15 protein-coding genes are annotated in these 16,703 nt (G+C 75.1%); 2 read left to right on the forward strand and 13 right to left on the reverse strand.

Going from position 1 to position 16,703, the window contains the following annotated elements; all coding sequences use genetic code 11:
• Positions 1–35 precede the first annotated feature (35 nt).
• The 8 genes from ACH436_RS13090 to ACH436_RS13125 are packed head-to-tail and all read right to left on the reverse strand — an operon-like array spanning position 36 to position 10,134.
• Positions 36–1,376 carry a GDSL-type esterase/lipase family protein gene (locus ACH436_RS13090; RefSeq protein WP_430560626.1) on the reverse strand — a complete coding sequence of 447 codons (1,341 nt, stop codon included), beginning with the start codon at positions 1,374–1,376 and terminating at the stop codon, positions 36–38.
• The gene (locus ACH436_RS13095; protein ID WP_430560627.1) at positions 1,373–1,999 is read right to left on the reverse strand and encodes a DUF624 domain-containing protein; all 627 of its coding nucleotides are present in this window, start codon (positions 1,997–1,999) and stop codon (positions 1,373–1,375) included. The genes ACH436_RS13090 and ACH436_RS13095 overlap by 4 nt, the downstream gene beginning before the upstream one ends.
• Entirely contained in the window at positions 1,996–4,098 is a 2,103-nt protein-coding gene (locus tag ACH436_RS13100; protein ID WP_430560628.1) for a hypothetical protein, read from the reverse strand. Before ACH436_RS13100 ends, ACH436_RS13095 begins: the two co-directional genes overlap by 4 nt.
• Complete coding sequence (locus ACH436_RS13105) at positions 4,091–6,121, reverse strand: heparinase II/III family protein (protein ID WP_430560629.1); 2,031 nt, start codon at positions 6,119–6,121, stop codon at positions 4,091–4,093. Before ACH436_RS13105 ends, ACH436_RS13100 begins: the two co-directional genes overlap by 8 nt.
• Positions 6,118–6,876: an SDR family NAD(P)-dependent oxidoreductase gene (locus tag ACH436_RS13110; protein ID WP_430560630.1), complete on the reverse strand. Its 759-nt coding sequence runs from the start codon at positions 6,874–6,876 to the stop codon at positions 6,118–6,120. Before ACH436_RS13110 ends, ACH436_RS13105 begins: the two co-directional genes overlap by 4 nt.
• Positions 6,877–6,923: 47 nt before the next feature.
• Positions 6,924–7,853, reverse strand: a complete 930-nt coding sequence (locus ACH436_RS13115) for a carbohydrate ABC transporter permease (protein WP_430560631.1) — start codon at positions 7,851–7,853, stop codon at positions 6,924–6,926.
• Complete coding sequence (locus tag ACH436_RS13120) at positions 7,840–8,790, reverse strand: carbohydrate ABC transporter permease (protein ID WP_430560632.1); 951 nt, start codon at positions 8,788–8,790, stop codon at positions 7,840–7,842. Before ACH436_RS13120 ends, ACH436_RS13115 begins: the two co-directional genes overlap by 14 nt.
• Positions 8,791–8,850: 60 nt before the next feature.
• Complete coding sequence (locus tag ACH436_RS13125) at positions 8,851–10,134, reverse strand: extracellular solute-binding protein (RefSeq protein WP_430560633.1); 1,284 nt, start codon at positions 10,132–10,134, stop codon at positions 8,851–8,853.
• 210 nt (positions 10,135–10,344) lie between these two features.
• Here ACH436_RS13125 and ACH436_RS13130 point away from each other — a divergent pair, with 210 nt between their 5' ends.
• Positions 10,345–11,397: a LacI family DNA-binding transcriptional regulator gene (locus tag ACH436_RS13130; protein WP_430560634.1), complete on the forward strand. Its 1,053-nt coding sequence runs from the start codon at positions 10,345–10,347 to the stop codon at positions 11,395–11,397.
• Positions 11,398–11,409: 12 nt separating this feature from the next.
• On the opposite strand, the gene ACH436_RS13135 is transcribed toward ACH436_RS13130, so the two are convergent.
• The 3 genes from ACH436_RS13135 to ACH436_RS13145 are packed head-to-tail and all read right to left on the reverse strand — an operon-like array spanning position 11,410 to position 13,375.
• Positions 11,410–12,195, reverse strand: coding sequence for an anti-sigma factor family protein (locus ACH436_RS13135; protein ID WP_430560635.1), 786 nt, complete (start codon positions 12,193–12,195; stop codon positions 11,410–11,412).
• Positions 12,192–12,707, reverse strand: coding sequence for a sigma-70 family RNA polymerase sigma factor (locus tag ACH436_RS13140; protein WP_430560636.1), 516 nt, complete (start codon positions 12,705–12,707; stop codon positions 12,192–12,194). The genes ACH436_RS13135 and ACH436_RS13140 overlap by 4 nt, the downstream gene beginning before the upstream one ends.
• Positions 12,704–13,375 carry a YceI family protein gene (locus ACH436_RS13145; protein ID WP_430560637.1) on the reverse strand — a complete coding sequence of 224 codons (672 nt, stop codon included), beginning with the start codon at positions 13,373–13,375 and terminating at the stop codon, positions 12,704–12,706. Before ACH436_RS13145 ends, ACH436_RS13140 begins: the two co-directional genes overlap by 4 nt.
• A gap of 174 nt (positions 13,376–13,549) precedes the next feature.
• Here ACH436_RS13145 and ACH436_RS13150 point away from each other — a divergent pair, with 174 nt between their 5' ends.
• The gene (locus tag ACH436_RS13150; RefSeq protein ID WP_430560638.1) at positions 13,550–14,104 is read left to right on the forward strand and encodes a hypothetical protein; all 555 of its coding nucleotides are present in this window, start codon (positions 13,550–13,552) and stop codon (positions 14,102–14,104) included.
• A 48-nt stretch (positions 14,105–14,152) separates the two neighbouring features.
• On the opposite strand, the gene ACH436_RS13155 is transcribed toward ACH436_RS13150, so the two are convergent.
• Both ACH436_RS13155 and ACH436_RS13160 read right to left on the reverse strand, forming a co-directional pair.
• Positions 14,153–15,841 (reverse strand): acyl-CoA dehydrogenase family protein, encoded by a 1,689-nt coding sequence (locus tag ACH436_RS13155; RefSeq protein ID WP_430560639.1) that lies wholly within the window; start codon positions 15,839–15,841, stop codon positions 14,153–14,155.
• Positions 15,842–15,867: 26 nt separating this feature from the next.
• Positions 15,868–16,692, reverse strand: coding sequence for a hydroxymethylpyrimidine/phosphomethylpyrimidine kinase (locus ACH436_RS13160; RefSeq protein ID WP_430560640.1), 825 nt, complete (start codon positions 16,690–16,692; stop codon positions 15,868–15,870).
• Between the last annotated feature and the right edge of the window lie 11 nt (positions 16,693–16,703).

Here is a 16,703-nt window from a genome sequence, read left to right on the forward strand (position 1 = left end):
GTGGGGTGGAACGGTCGTGCGGGTGGGGTGGGTCGTCAGCCCAGGAGCGCGCGGCGGGTGACGGCGGCGGCCATCGCCGCCGCGCCGGCCGGGGTGGGGTGCAGGCCGTCGCCGCTGTCGAAGGCGGGCGCCAGGCGGGCCGGGTCGGCCGGGTCGGTGAGGGCCGAGGCCACGTCGGCGACGGCGTCGAAGGCGCCCGCGCCGCGACCCGCCTCCGCGAGCAGCGTGGCGTTGACGACGCGGCGCTCCTCCTCGAGCGCCGGCGTCCAGCGCTGCCAGCCGCCGAACGGCGTGATCGTGGTGCCGACCACGCGCAGGCCCCGGTCGCGGGCGCGCAGCACGAGCTGGCGGTACCCGGCGAGCAGCACGGCGGGGTCGGTCTGGCTGGGCGGCTGCTGCAGGTCGTTGACGCCGAGCACCACGAGCAGCGTGTCGATGCCGGGCAGGGCCAGCGCGTCGCGGTCGAGGCGCGCCTGGCCGCTCGGGCCGAACCGCTCGTCGTCGAGCAGCACGCGGTTGCCGCTGATGCCGAGGTTCGCGACGCCGACGGCGCCGCCGCGCTCCGCGAGGCGGCGGGCGAGATGGTCGGTGAGCCGCTGGTCGGCGTCGTCGGGCGTACCGACGCCCTCGGTGATCGAGTCGCCCAGGACGGCGACGCCGGGCACGCCCGGCCGCTCGACGTCGACCCCCACCAGCAGCACCGCCGACCGCGTGACCTCCGCGCCGTCGAAGCCGGGACCCGCGTCGGCGGTGAGGTCGCCCGTGCCGACGTACCCGGTGGCGTGCGTGTTGCGGTGGAAGCTCAGCGCGCCCGTGGGGCCGGGCAGGTGGACGCTGACCACGAGGTCGCCGCCGTCCGGCACGGCGAGGGACGCCGGGTCGCTGACGAGCGTGGCGCCCGCCGCGAGGAGCGCGCCGCGCTCGCCGCCGAAGGTGACGGTCGTGACGGTGGCCGGGTCGACGGCCGCGCCCGCGCCGGAGACCCCCGGCGCCCGCCGGGCCACCGTCACCGCGCCCACCCGGACCGGCGCGGCCGAGAACGTGCCGGCCAGTCGCACGCGCAGCGTTCCCCCGCGGGCGGTGCCGGCGCTGAGCCGCAGCACGTGCCGCACGGTGCGGTCGGTGACGCCGCCGAGCACCAGCGGGTCGGTCGCCGTGGGGCGGGTGTGGGCGGTGGTCCACGACGGCACCCACGCCGTCGTGCGCGGCCGGGCGGCGGCGGTGTCCGCGAGCGCCGTGACGCCGTCGAGCGCCGTGGCGCGCGGCGCGAGCAGCAGCGCCCCGGTGGTGGCGAGCGCCCCGGCGAGCAGGGAGCGGCGCCCGACGGTCCCGGCGTCGACGGCGCGGGGCTGGGTCTGTGCGGTGGTGCCGGTCATGCGTCGTCCTCCGTCTGGTCGAGGATCACGAGCCCCACCAGGACGGGGACGCTCGCGCACAGCAGCAGGGGGCCCGCGGGGAGCACGAGCGAGAAGACGGGTGTGGCGACGGCGGCGCCCAGGAGGGCCGTGCCGCGCGGTACGGAGCCGAAGGCGAACCACAGCGCGCCGGGCGCCCAGGTGCGCACGCTCCCGCCGGGCCGGGCGGCGGCGACCACCGCCAGGGCCAGGTGGTACGGCACGGCCGCGACCAGCAGACCGACGGCGAGCATCACGAGCACGAGTGCCGCGGGCCCGGTACGCCCGACGAGGAACACGACGTCCACGACGAGCAGGGCGAGCCCCGCCGTCGAGGCCACGGCGTGCCCCAGCAGCGGCCGCCAGTACGTGCCGAACGCCCGGAAGACGCCGGTGAACGAGCGGCCGTCGCCGTCGGTGCGCCACGCCCGCAGCGTGTGGCCGACGGCGGCGAGCGCCGGGAGCCACGTGACGACGCCCAGGCACAGGATCGCGAACGCCGCGCCCGCCGCCACCGGGTGGGCCAGCCACTCCAGCCAGCCGAGGAACGTCTGCGACCAACGGCGCGAGCGGTCCTGCCGCACGGGCGCCGGCGCGGCCGTCATCGTGCCCCCTCGTCGGCGAGCACGCCGGTGAGCTCGGCGTCGCCGTCCAGGAGCACCCGGCCGTCCACCTCGACCCGCGTGGCCCCGACGACGGCGACCCGGCCGCCCGCGACCAGCACCGCGCGCGCCCGCGCCGTGACGCCGTCGGCCTCGATCGCGCCGTCCGGCCCGGCGAGGTACACCCGCTCGCCCGCGCCCAGGTCCACCCCGAGCTCGGGGAGGAGGCGGGCGGCGGGCGGCGTGGGGCGGAAGGCGTCGAACGGCTCGATCGTCGTGACGGCGAGCAGGTCGCGGGACGCCGGTGGGGTGACGCGCAGCGTGTGCAGCCGCCGGGTCACGAGCAGGGACGGTGTGCTCGACGTCGGGTTGGCCTCGACGTCGGTGACGACCTGCTCGGCCGCGGCGCCCGGGGCGTGGGTGGTGAGCCACGCGCCCGCGCGGCCGTTGCGCAGCACGCGCCGCACGGCGCCGTCGTCCGGCCCGGGCTCGCCCACCTCGTCCGTGGGGTGGTCGGCGTGGAAGAGGACCGTCCACTCCCGCGGCTCGGCGGCGCGCCCGCGGTCGACGACGACGGTGCGCCCGGACGGCATGACGACCAGCGTGCGCTCCAGCGACTCGACCCCCAGCTCGCCGGGGTACATCCGGCCGGTGCGGGCGCGGCCGTGCAGGAAGCCGCCCTCGGCGAGCACGTCGACCATGTCGGCGGTGCGGTCCGGCGGGGCGTCGGCGTAGACGTGGTACCGGCCCTCCCCCGCGAAGCCGTGCCCGTCCACGAGGACGAGGTTGTGGTGCCCGGCCCGCTTCTTGTTGGAGTAGCCCTCGTCGACGAGCAGCCACGCGCCGCGCGAGGCGAGCACGAACGACCCGGCGTCCGGGTGGTGGTGGCCCGCGCTGAGGGTGTCCCAGCCGCGCTCGGCGTCGATGCGGCGCGACGTGTCCCAGGCGGTGTGCCCGCCGCCGGGCGACGACTTGAACGACACGAGCGTGGCGTCGGCGTCCCACGACGTGCGGTGGGTCAGCAGGCCGAGGTCCTCGAACGCCGCCTGGCCCGCGACCGTCGTCGCGGGGTCGACCGGCGCCACGGACGCGTCGTACCAGAGCAGCTCGGCCCACGCCTCGGGCAGCACGCCCGGCTTCACGCCGCTCTCGTACGCCTCCCGCCAGAAGAACCGCTCGGCGACGGTGTCGGCCAGCCACTGCGCCTCGCCGATCCCGTACCGCGACGCGAGGATCCGGTACAGGGCCACGCTGTGGCCGCTGCGCCGGTCGTGGCAGTCCCCGTGGTCGACGATCTCTTCGTACCCCGGCGCCGCCTGGTGCAGCCGGTAGAAGAACGTGCGCGCCAGGAACCGGCACCGGTCCCACCAGTCCAGCCCCTCGGCGTCCTGCAGCAGGTCGAGGTACGTCGCGAGCCACGGCACGCCGTAGCGCCAGTACACGACGCCCTCCATGTCGGAGCCGTCGGCGGGCAGCACGTCGACGACCGTGCCCATCGCCGCCTTGGCACGCTCCGTCCACGCGGGGACGCCGAGGGCGTAGCCGGCGGTCGCGAGGCCGGTGTGACAGATCCAGTGGTGGTTCTGCCACCAGGAGCTGCTCCACCAGCCGCCCTCGCTCTCGACGGCGAAGTCGTGCAGCCGCTCGCCCTGCAGGGCGAGCTTGGCCCGCAGGGCCTCGCGGCGCTCCGGCCCGAGGTCGTCGCCGAGCCACGAGTACGCCAGCGACAGCCCGTGCAGGATCCACCCGGCGTCGAGGTCGTGGTCGGGCAGGTGCGCGCGGCCCCAGTGGTCGAGCGAGACGGCCGCGGAGATCCAGCGCCACGCCTCCTCGAGGTAGTGCCGCTGGCCGGTGAGCCGGTACGCCAGCGCGAGGTTCGCGGCCGCCGGGCCCAGGTAGGTGATGCTCGCCATCGGGTGCTCGGCCGGGGGCGCCGTGCGGCGGTACAGGTCGCACTGCTCCGCGAGCCGGCGCCACTGCGGGGTGAGGTCGCCGTCGAGCCGGGAACGCAGGTCGGCCAGCCGGGCGTCGTCGAGCAGCAGCATCCGGCCCGCGCCCGCGCCCGGGTCGGCGGCGGCCGGTGCCGTCGTCGTGTCAGTCATCGGTCGCCTCCACCGGGATCGGGTGCACCTCGACGGCGCCGTCGGCGCGGTGTACCCGCACCTCCGCTCCGGCCGGGTCGAGCTCGACGCGGACCACGTCCGCGCCGCCCCCGCGCCCGGCGGCGTCGGCCTGGAACGCCGACACCCAGGTCGCGCTCGTGGCCGCCTCGGCGGCCCAGTCGACGTGGGCGCGTTCGCGCTGCGGGTCGTCCGCGGGCCCGGGTCCCGGGCGGACGACGGCCCGCACGGGCACGGAGGCCTCGGCACCGGTGCCGTCCGGTCCGGCGGCGCGCGCCGTGTGCAGGCCGTCGAGCGCCTCCGTCCCGCGCCACGCGGTGTGCACCTCGCCGGCGTCCGGTCCGCCGACGCGCACGCCGAGCGGGACGTCCGGGCGCAGGCCGAGCGTGAGCCACCGCGGCCGGTCGGTCCGGGCGTGCACGACGTCGAGCAGGTAGCCGTCGGCGACCACGACGTGCCGCACCGCGCGAGCACCGTCGAACCACGACTCCGCGTCGCCGCGGACCTCGACCGTCACCGACCGCTCGGTGCGCGCGAGCAGGCGGCCCGTCGCCTCGGCGGGGTCCGCGTCGTCCACCCGCACCACCGGGTGCGCGGCCGCCGACGCGTAGTGCGCCCGCCAGGCCGGGTGCCCGTACGGCACCTGGCCCGGGTCGGGCTGCCACGGAGTGTCCCGCCCGTAGAGGGCGAGGGACAGCTTGTCGTGGTGGCCGTGCCCCGCGCCGTGCGGGCCTTGGTCGAGCACGGCGTGGATCCCCGCGCCGCGCAGGACGACGATCCCGACCTCCTCGTCCACGCTCACCGCGGGGCGCGGCGCCCGGTCGACCGTCAGCGGCGGCCCGGCGAACCAGCCGGGCGTGCCGTCCGTGCCACCTGGCGTCATGGCCCGCAGCTCGTCCTCCAGCCCGTCCGGGCCGGCGTCCGGGGCCGCGCCGGGCCCCTCCGTCACCAGCGCCTCGGCCCGGGCACGGGCGGCGACCGCGTCCAGCCCGGCGTCGGCGACGAACCCGTCCGCGAGCGCGGCCAGCTCCGTCCACTCCAGCCCGAGGGCGGGGCGCACGGCCGGGCCGTCGTGGACCGCCGGCAGGATGCCGCCGTCCGTGGCCAGGCCCGCGAGCACGTCGATCATCGCGACGAGGCGCTCGCGCGCACCGGCGGGCAGCGTCGCCGGGTCCGTCCCGCGCAGGGACAGCAGGTACGCCCGCACGACGAAGCCGTGGTAGTAGGTGCTCGCCTCCCACTCCCAGCCGCCGCGGGTGCTGGCCGCCAGCGCGTGGGCGAGCTGCCCGTGCTCCCCCGCGAGCCACTCGTCGTCGGCGACGGCGGGCGCCTCGGCGCCGCCGCGCACGAGGGCCGCGGCCCTGCTGCACACGCGGCCGGCGGCGTTCAGCCAGGCCGTGTAGTTCGACGTGAACTTCCCGTCGGCCACCAGCCGCCCGCGGGCGGCACGCGCGGCCTCGGCCGTCGCGTCGAGCATCCCGAGCGTCGGTTCCAGGTCGCCGGCCCGGTCCGGGTCGGCCTCCGCGAGGGACCACACGGCGTGGCCGACCGACACCGACCAGATCGCGTCCGTCAGCGCCTGGTGGAACAGCCGCCCGCGCAGCATCCAGTCCTGCGCCCGCTCGTGCTCGCCCCCGCCCGCGACCTCGGCGTAGACCTCGGCGTAGCCCACGAGCAGGGCGACCGCCTCGGCCCGCGCCGCCTCGTCCCCCGTGCGGGCCGCACGGTGCGCGAGCACCCGGGCCCGCCGCGCCCAGGCCTGGTGGCTGAGCACCAGCCACGCGCCGCGCACCGGCTCCGTGTCGACCACGCAGCCGTGCGGGCAGCGCACGCCGCCCGCGGGCGGCACCGGGCCGGGGACGCCGTCGTGCAGCAGCTCCGTGCCGTGCGCGGGGCAGACGAAGTCGTGCCACCAGCCGCCGCGCTCACGCGGCAGGCCGGGGTGCGCCGCCGGGTGCGCGACGACTCCCTGGGGGGCCGTGGGGACGGGGACGAGGGAGGTCATCGGGGCCAGGTCCCCCCGTCGATGTCGAGGGTGGTGCCCGTGATGTACGACGCCTCCCGCGAGGCGAGGTACTGCACCGCGGCGGCGACGTCCTCGACCGAGCCCGCCCGCCCGATCGGGGTGCCGGCGACCATCTTCTGCTGCGCCTCGTCCGTGCTGAACGTGCCGTGGAACGCCGTGTCCGCGATGTAGCCGGGGGCCACCGCGTTCACGGTGATGCCCTGCGGGCCGAGCTCCTTGGCGAGCCCCTTGACGAAGCCGCGCACCGCCGCCTTCGACGCCGCGTACACGACCGACCCGGGCCCACCGCCGTTGTGCGCGGCGAGCGACGACATCGCGACGATCCGCGCACGGTCGGACTCGGCCAGGTGCGGGATCGCGGCCCGGCAGGTGCGGAACGTGGCGCCGAGGTTGACGTCCACCACCGCCTGGTAGTGGTCGTCGCTCATCTCGGCCACCGGCACGCGGCCCACGAGGTGGCCCGCGTTGCACACCACGGTGTCGAGCCCGCCGAGGAACGCGACGGCGTCGGCGACCAGCCGGTCCACGTCCTCGGTGGAGGTGACGTCCGCCTGCAGCGCGACCGCCTTGCGGCCGAGCGCCTCGACGTCCGCCACCGTGCGCGCCGCCGCGTCGGCGGAGCTGCCGTAGTGGACCACGACGTCGGCCCCCGCCGCCGCCAGCCCCAGTGCGACGCCCCGGCCGATGCCGTGCCCCGCGCCCGTGACCAGCACCTTCGCGTCCGTCATGTCCATCGCCATCTGCTTGCCTCTCTCTCCGACGTGCGGCGTGGTGCCGACCGTCACTTGATGCCCGCGTTCGCGAAGCCGCGGACGAAGTACTTCTGGCCGAGGAGGAACAGCGCCACCATCGGCAGGGTCGCCAGCGTGGTGCCGGCCATCAGGAACGCCCACTGGGTGTCGTTCTCCGTGCGGAACACCGACAGCCCCACCTGGATCACGCGCATCGAGTCGGTGCTCGTCACCAGCAGCGGCCACAGGAAGTTGTTCCAGGAGCTCTCGAAGGTCAGCAGCGCCACGGTGATGAACGCGGGCTTGACCAGCGGCGTCATGATCCGCGCCCAGATGCCGAGCTCGCTCACGCCGTCGAGGCGGGCGGCCTCCTCCAGCTCCACCGGCAGGTCCAGGTAGAACTGCCGGAACAGGAAGACGGCGAAGGGTGTGACGGCGCCGGGGACGATGAGCGCCCACCACGTGTCGAGCCAGCCCGTGCCGCCCTGCCCGAGGATGTCGTTGCCCCCGAACAACGGCATGAACCGCACGATGAGGAACTCGGGGATGATCTTCGTGTAGGTGGGGATCATCAACGCCGCCACGAACCCGAGGAACACCAGCTCCGAGCCGCGGAAGCGCAGCCGGGCCAGGGCGTACCCCGCCATCGACGCGACCAGCAGGTTGATGGCGGTGTGGCTCGCCGCGATGATCAGGCTGTTGCGCGCGTAGGTGAGGAACGGCGCGGCGGCCAGCGCGTCCGCGTAGTTGCTCCACGCCCACTCGGTGGGCAGGAACGTGGGCGGGCTCGCAGCGATGTCCGCCGGCGTCTTGAGCGACGTCAGCACCATCCAGACGAACGGCACCACCATCACGAGCGCGATGACGCTCAGGGCCACGTAGAGCGCGGCCCGCGTGAGCCGCCGGCGCGACGCCGGGGTGCGCCCGACGACGTCGAGCGTGGTGCGCGGCGAGGTCGCCGCGAGATCAATGCCGGCCACTGTCGCCTCCGTTGAGCCGTCGGTTCGCGAGGGTCAGGAGCAGCAGGAAGACGAACAGGATGATCGACTGGGCGCACGCGTAGCCGACGCGGAACTCCCGGAACGCCGACTTGTAGATCTCGTACGTCATCATCGTGGTCGTGTTCGCCGGCCCGCCGTCCGTGAGGATGTAGATGAGGTCGAACGCCTGGAACGCGGAGATGACCGAGGTGACGAAGACGAAGAACGTGGCGGGCTTGAGCAGCGGCAGCGTGATGCTGAAGAACTGCCGCGTCTTCGACGCGCCATCCACCGACGCCGCCTCGTAGACGTCCTTCGGCAGCGACTGCAGCGCCGCCAGGTAGATGAGCATCTTCAGGCCGATGCCCTGCCAGACGCCGACGGCGATCACCGACGGCATGGCCCACGTGGTCGACGACAGCCAGTTCTGCGCGGGGATCCCGAAGAACCCCAGGACCGCGTTGAGCAGGCCGCTGCGGGGGTCGTAGATCCACAGCCACACCAGCGCGACGGCGATGGTCGCCGTCACCTGCGGGATGAACACGGCGGTGCGGAACAGCGCCCGGGCGCGCAGCTGCGTGTCGAGCATCAGCGCGATGAGCAGCGCGAGCCCCATCGCCACCGGCACGGTGAAGAACGCGTAGACCAGCGTGTTGAGCATGCCCCGGCGGAAGACCGGGTCGGTCAGCGCGTCCACGTAGTTCTGGATGCCGTTGAAGCGCGGCTGCGTGAGGACGTCGTAGTTGGTGAACGACAGCACGAAGGCCGCGACCACCGGGATGCCGATCCAGATCAGCGCGTGCAGGAATGCCGGCGCCACCATGAGCATGCCGGCGCGGCGGCGGGCCGCCCCGGCCCGCCGGCGCCGGGGCGCGGGCGTGCGGGGCGGGACGGCGGGTGGTGCGCTCACGTCGCGCGGCGCGGAGACGACGGCCATGACGACCCCCTCTTCATCGATCGGTGTGTCTGGTCATGCCAGGTCATGGGACGAACCAGGTCACAGCCGGGAGATCGCGTCGTTCGCGATGTCGGCGAGCTGGTCGATGGCCGCCTGGGCGGACTGCTGCCCGACGATCGCCGTCTCGAGGGTCGGCTTGATCTTCTCCCGGATCTCCATCCAGGCCGGGGTGCCGCCCTCGGACCGCGCCTTGCCGAGGTTCTCCAGGGCGAAGGCGACCATCGGGTTGCCCTTGACGTAGTCGCTGTCCTTGAGGTCCGAGATCGCGGGGACCGAGCCGCGCTGCTCGCTCGCGACCAGCACGGCGTCGGGCGAGCCCATGTACTCGACGAAGGCGCGTGCCGCGGCGGGGTGCTTCGAGGTGGCCGACTGCGAGACCATCGTGCCGCCCTGCAGCATCGCGGGGTTCGTGTTCCCGAGCACGAACGTGCCGATCTTGTCGACCAGCTCCGGCGACTGCTGCTGCAGCTGCACGTACAGCGAGTTGTTCGTCATCATGATCGCCGAGGTGCCCTGCTGGAGGCTGGTGGGCTGGCCCGCCTCCGTCTTGAGGGCGAAGTCGGCCGAGCCGTCCGCCATCATGTCGAGGAAGAGCTGCAGCGACGCGACGCCCTCAGGGCTGTCGAACAGCACCTCGCGCCCGTCCGCGGAGAAGAGCTCGCCGGAGTTGCCGAAGAGGAACGTCTCCCAGCACTGGCGCAGGTCGATGGAGAACGGGTCGAACCCGACGCGCGTGACCTTGGTGCCGTCCTTGACGGTGAGCTGCTTCGAGATCTCGCGGAGCTCGTCCCAGTTCTTCGGGGTGTCCGTGATCCCGGCCTCCTCGAAGAAGTCCTTGCGGTAGGCCACGATGCGCGTGTCCAGCACCATCGGCAGGGCGTAGAGCGTGCCGTCGAACCGCGACGGCTCGAGCACCCGCTCCTCGTACGTGTAGCGCGTGGCGAGCGACTCGGGCAGCGGGGCGATCGCGTTCTTGAAGGCGAACGGCGGGATCCAGCCGACGCCGAGCGTGACGACGTCGGCCATGAGGCCGCTGGCCAGACCCGTGGTGATCTTCTCGTTGAGCGACCCGTAGTCCGTGTAGTCCACGGTGACGTTGACGTCCGGGTACTTCTCGTTGAACTTCTTGATGAGGTTGCCCTCGAGGGTCTCCTTGCCCGTGGCGCCCTCGAAGAGCGCGCAGAGGAAGGTGATGTCCCCCTCCACCGGGCCGTCGGGGTCGGCGGCGGACGAGCCGCTGGGGCTCGTCGTGGCGCAGCCCGCCAGGGTGGCCGCGGTCCCGAGGCCCATGGCCGTGAGGAAGCTGCGACGGCTGAGTTCCATGACAAGCCCTTTCGATCGGCGTTGATCTCGCGAAGGCGTGGGGAGTCGACTGCGACTCCGGTGTAACGATGCACCGACCTTAGGGGCGGAGAACTTCAACGTCAAGCACGGACTTTTCGCGCTCTCGATGGCCTATGATCGGCCCAGACAGTCCATCGATGCACTGGACGGGTGGGCTGAATCCGGAACCGGAAGGGGCCGCACGCGCGCATGGCTGGAATCACGATCCTGGACGTCGCCCGCGCGGCAGGCGTGTCCACGAGCACCGTCTCGAACCTGCTCAACGGCCGGACCGGGCGCATGCTGCCCGAGACCCGCGAGCGGGTCGAGTCCACGATCCGCGAGCTCGGCTACCGCCCCAACCGCGCCGCGCGACAGCTGCGCACGGGCAAGCCGCAGGTGATCGGGCTCGTCGTGCCGTCGGTGGGCAACCCGTACTGGGGCGCACTGGCCCGCTACCTCGAGGCCGCCGCGCTCACCGAGGGCTACCACGTGCTGCTGTGCAACTCCGAGCGCGACCCCGACCGCGAGCGCCAGTACGTGGACGAGCTGGTCTCCGACGGCATCCGCGGCATCGTGCTGTGCTCGTCCCTGCCGTCGCTGGAGCACGTGTCGGGGCTGATCGACGACGGGCTGCGGCTCGTCGCGTTCGACCGCACGGCGCAGGCCGACGACCCGGCGGGGCTCGTGAACGTCAGCGTGGACAACACCATCGGCGCCGAGCTGATGGGCGAGCACCTGGTGTCCCTGGGCCACCGGCGCATCGCCTTCGTCTCCGGCGCGATCCGGTCGGTCAACCGCACCGAGCGGTTCGAGGGCTTCCTGCGCGCGCTCGAGCGGGCCGGCATCGCACGGCCCGACGTCGTCACCTGGCCGGGCAGCAGCGCCGCGGACGGCACCTTCGGCGACGTCGAGGCCGCCGAGCTGGGCCGCGTCGCCGCCACCGAGCTGCTCGCCGGGCCGAACCCGCCCACCGCCATCTTCGCCGTGAACGACATGACCGCCATCGGCGCCTGCCGGGCCGTGCGCGACGCCGGCATGGAGGTCGGCCGGGACGTGTCCGTGGCCGGCTTCGACGACATCGTGCTCGCCGAGCTCTACTCCCCGCGCCTCACCACCGTGCGCCAGCCGATGAAAGAGATGGCCGCCGCGGCGTTCCGGGCCCTGCACGGCTCCGCCGAGGGGCCGACGTCGCAAGGCTCGTCGCTGCTGTTCCGGCCCGAGCTCGTGGTGCGCGACTCGACGGCGGCGCCGGTCGCCTGACGCGCACGCCCCTCAGAGCGCGGCGGCGGCCAGCGTCTCGCCGCCGGCGTGCGCGATCTCGACGCGGGCGATGCGGTCCAGCGGCACCGACGACGCCGCGCCCAGGCCGGTGGAGGCCGCCCCCGACCCGGTCCACGTCGCCGCGACGGTGCGCCCGCCGTCGTCGTCCACCAGGACGAGCTTGTAGGCCGGCGCGTCCGCGGGGTCGTAGGCCCCGGAGCGCGGCGGGTACGTGCAGCTCCACTCCAGGCTGGTGCCCCACGGCCGGGCGGTCGCGCTGAGCGAGGCCCGCACGTCGGCCGCGCCCACCGGCTCCAGGTCCACCACCGTGGCCTGCGCGACGGGCGCCGACGGCGAGGGGTCAGGGCCCGGCCCCTCCCCCGCGCCACCGAGCGCCAGCCCCGCGCCGACCCCGCCCACCAGCAGCGCCGACGCGGCCACCGCGACCAGTGACCGCCGGCGGCGTCGCGCCCGCCGGGCCGCCCCGGCCAGGGCCGCGAGGGGCACGACGCCCGCCAGGACCCCGCCGTCACCATCCCCGTCGCCACCGGATCCGTCCGCGACGGCGCCCTGCGGGACGGTCGCGAGGGCGTGCTCCGCGGGCACGGAGGCGAGCAGCCCGGGCAGGCCGGCCAGCTCCGCGACGGCCGCCCGGCAGGCGTCGCAACCGGCCAGGTGCCCCTCGTAGTCGCGCCGGTCGGCCGGGCTCAACGCGCCCAGGACGTACGCGGCGTCCCACTCGCGGTACGGGTCGGTCGGCTCGCGGTACGGGTCGGTCGGCGCGGTCGGCGCGTTCATGGGGTCACTCCCTTCTCCTGCAGGGCGAGCCGCAGGGCGCGCAGGGCGTAGTGCATGCGGGACTTCACGGTCCCGGCCGGGACGTCGAGCTCGTCGGCCAGCTCGGCGACCGACCGCCCGCGGTAGTAGGCGCCCACGACGACGGCGCGGTGCTCGGCCGACAGGTCCGCGAGCGCGTCGGCGACCAGCCAGGCGTCCAGGACGGCCTGGGTGCGGTCGGGTTCGGGCCGCTCGGGCAGGCGCTCGGTGGCGCGCTCGCGGGCGTGCCGCGCGCTGCGGAGCTGGTCGACGACGAGGTGGCGCGCCACCGTGAACAACCAGGCGCGCACGGACTCCTCCGGACGCTCCAGCACCTCGGGGTGGCGCCACAGGCGCAGCAAGGACTCCTGCACCACGTCCTGCGCGTCGGTGTCGTCGGGCACCAGCCGCGCGACGAAGCGCTGCAGGTCCGGGGCGTGCGCGGCGTGGATGGCCTCGAGGAGCCGCTCGTCGGCGCGGGACCGCGGCGTCACGACCGCTCCAGCACCAGCGAGATCTCGACGGCGCCCTCGTGGTCGACGCGGACGAAGCCGAGCGACGGCGCCGCGACGTCGAAGTCGGCGAACGTCACCGGCACCTCGGCGACGACCTGGACGCCGTCCCCGACGGCCGCGACCTGGGCCGCTGCCACGACGTCGCGCGTCACGCCGTGCACGGTCAGCTTGCCCGGCAGGTCCACCTCGGTGGCGCCGGCGGCGAGCGGCACCGGCCCGGTGACCGTGAACGCCGCGGTCGGGAACGTCCCCACCTCCATCACGCTGCCACGGAAGTACGCGTCCCGCGGCGGTTCGTCGGTGTGGATGCTCGCGACGTCGACCGTCACCTCGCCCGACGTCAGCGCGCCGCCCGCGACGGACACGGTGCCGGTCACCTGGTCGGTCCGCCCGGTGACGGTCACGTCCTCGCCCCGCAGCACCTCGTGCACGCGGTAGCCGGCCTCCGACCCGGGCGCCACGGTCCAGGTGCCGTCGAGGCCGGCCGGGTCGGCGAGCGGAGCCCCCGACGTGGAGAGCGTCGGGACCTCCGCCGCGGCGCGGTTGGCGTGGTCGGCGTACAGGCCGGGCCCGACGAGGACGGCGGCGCCGCCGAGCAGGACCAGCCCGGCTCCCGCCCCCACCAGCACCTTCGTCCGTGTCCGCACGACTGCTCCTCCCGCCCCGGGCCGCGCCCGCCCGCGCGGCTCCACCCCGCACGACGAGGCAGGCCCCGGAAAGGTTCAGCAGCTCCCGTGCGTGCCCGGTGAACCGCCGGCACCGCGGTCTCGTCGTCCCTCGTAGCAGCACCCGAGCGGAGCGTCCGAGCCGGAGGAGTCATCATGCGCACCACGAGGTCACGACTGGCCGCCCTCGCCGCGGCGGCGGCGCTCGCCACCACCCTGGCCGCGTGCGGCTCCGGAGGCGGCGGCTACGGGGGCGGGGCGAGCACCCCGACCGACACCACGACGGGCAGCGCGACGGGCTCGTCCTCCGGCGACGGGTCGGGGAGCGCCGGCCCGCTGGCCACCGCCGACAGCGACCTGGGCACGATCGTCGTCGACGGCCAGGGCATGACCGTCTACTATTACACCCCGGACGAGCCGGGCTCCGGCACGAGCGCCTGCACGGGCGAGTGCCTGGCCGCGTGGCCGCCGGTGCACGCCGGCAGCGGGACGCCGGAGGTGCAGGGCGTGACGGCCGAGGTCGGCACGATCACCGGCAACGACGGGGAGCCCCAGGTGACGCTCGACGGCCGCCCCGTCTACCTGTACGCGGGGGACGCGGCGCCGGGCGACGTCGCCGGCCAGGGCCTCCAGGACATCTGGTGGGTGGTGGCGCCCGACGGCTCCGAGATCACCACGATGCCCGGCTCGGGCGGTGGCGGGGGCTACTGACGCGGGCCCTCGCCGCTCGTGGTCACGGCGCGGGGTCACGGCGCGGGGTCACGGCGCAGTGTGCCGCCGCAGGATCGCTGCGGTGCCGGTGCCGCGCGGCAGGACTCCGTAGCCGTGGCCTCGCCCGGCGCCGAGGCGGGCGGCGACGAACGCGTCGGCCGAGGGCGTCGGCGCGTGCCGCACCATGAGCGACGCCTGCAGGCCGACGGCCAGCGCCTCGACGACGCGACGCGCGGAGGCCTGCTGCTCGGCGGGGTCCGCGGCGGCGAGGTCGGCGAGCAGCGCGCGGGTGGCGGCGAGGTGGGCGTCGAGGTCGGGGTGGGCACCGTCCGCGAGGGCGAGCTCGGCGTCGACCGCGGCCAGGGACTCCGGCTCGCGGGCGATGGCACGGAGCACGTCGAGCGCGACGACGTTGCCGGAGCCCTCCCAGATCGCCATCACCGGCTGCTCGCGGTAGCGCCGCGCCAGCGGGAACGCCTCGGTGTACCCGTTGCCGCCGAGGCACTCCATCGCCTCGTAGGCGTGCTGCGGGCCGCGCTTGCACACCCAGTACTTCGCGACGGCGGTGGCCAGGCGGCGGAACGCCTGCTCGCCGTCGTCGCCGTCGGGCCCGACGTCGTGCGCCGCCGCGAGGCGCATCGAGGTGAGCGTCGCAGCCTCGGACTCCAGCGCGAGGTCGGCGAGCACCGCCGTCATCGCGGGCTGGTCGACGAGCCGCGCGCCGAACGCCGTGCGGTGCCGCGCGTGCCACAGCGCCTCCGCGACGCCCTGGCGCATGCCGGCGGCGCTGCCGTGCACGCAGTCGAGGCGGGTGCGCTGCACCATCTCGATGATGGTGCGCACACCGCGCCCGGGCTCCCCCACCCGGTGCCCGACCGTGCCGTCCAGCTCGATCTCGGCCGACGCGTTCGACCGGTTGCCCAGCTTGTCCTTGAGCCGCAGGAGACGGAGCTCGTTGCGGGTGCCGTCCTCGAGGACCCGCGGCACGAGGAAGCAGGACAGCCCGTCCGGCGCCTGGGCGAGCACGAGGAACGCGTCGGACATCGGCGCGGAGCAGAACCACTTGTGGCCGGTGAGCGCGTGCGTCCCGTCGCCGGCCGGCACCGCGCGGGTCGTGCCCGCCCGCACGTCGCTGCCGCCCTGCTTCTCCGTCATCGCCATGCCGACGAGCGCGCCGGGCTTGGCGCCGGGCGCGGCGAGGGCGCCGTCGTACCCGGTGGCGAGCAGGCGCGGCTCCCAGACCGCCGCCAGGTCGGGCGCCTGCCGCAGGCTGGCGACGGCGGCGTGCGTCATCGACACCGGGCAGGCGTGGCCCGGCTCCACCTGCCCGAACAGGGAGAACAGGGCCCCGCGGACGACGTTCGCCCCCGGCCGCGGATCGGCCCACGCGCCGGTGTGCGCGCCGCGGGCGACGGCGGCCGAGATCACCTCGTGGTAGGCGGGGTGGTACTCGACCTCGTCGATCCTCCGGCCGCGCCGGTCGTGGGTGCGCAGCACGGGCTCGTGGGTGTTCGCGAGCTCCGCGGCCCGCTGGAACGCCGCGCTCCCGACGTGCGCACCTGCCACGACGAGCCGCTCCTCGCCCCAGCCGCCGCCGAAGGCGTGCACGGCGTCGCGCAGCACCGGGAAGTCGAGGTACTCGTTGACGTCCACCCGCTCGGGTGGCTGGTTGGTCACCTCGTGCGTGCGGTGCCCGCCCGCGTGCCCGCCCGTGCGCGCGTCCTCGTCGACGGTCACGGCGGCCCCCTTCCTCCGGCCGGCGGTCAGCCGGCGTACGCGCCCTGCCACACGGTGTCGAACGGGGTGCGGGCCTCGACGCGCGCCTGGATCCCCTGGGTCACCATGTTCTTCGCGACGCGGACCGCCTCGGGCACGTCGGCCCCCTTGGCGAGCTCCGCCGTGATGGCCGCGGCGAACGTGCAGCCCGCGCCGGAGACGCGCTCCTCGCCCACCTTGGGGGTCGCGTAGACGGTGACCTCGTCGCCGTCGAACAGCACGTCGACGGCGTCCGGGCCGGGCAGCTCGACGCCGCCCTTCGCGACCACGTACCGGCGCCCGTGGCCGTCGCCCAGCCGGGCGTGGATGCGGCGCGCGGCCTCGGTCAGCTCCTCGACCGACGCGATGTCGTCCATGCCCGCGAGCGTCTTGGCCTCGAACAGGTTGGGGGTCACGACGGTGGCCAGCGGCAGCACGCGCTCGCGCAGCGCCGTGTCCGTGTCGAGGGCGGCGCCGGGCTCCTGGCCCTTGCAGATCAGCACCGGGTCGAGGACGACGTGCCGCCACGGCTGCGTCTCCAGCGAGCGGGCGACGACGTCGATCGTGGCCGGGGTGCCGAGCATGCCGACCTTCACGACGTCCAGCGCGTGGGTCGACGTCGCGGCCTCGAACTGGTCCGCGATGACCTGCGGCTCGACGGGCACGAACCGGTGCCCCCAGTCGTGCTTGGGGTCGAACGAGACGATGCAGGTCAGCGTCCCCACCCCGTAGGTGCCGAGCTGCTGGAAGGTCTTGAGGTCGGCCTGGATCCCGGCCCCTCCCGTGGCCTCGGACCCGGCGATGACGTACGCGAGCGGCGGCGTGGTGCTCATGGTGGGCCAGC

The organism is Isoptericola sp. NPDC019693 (genome assembly GCF_044389085.1).
Taxonomy (GTDB): domain Bacteria; phylum Actinomycetota; class Actinomycetes; order Actinomycetales; family Cellulomonadaceae; genus Isoptericola.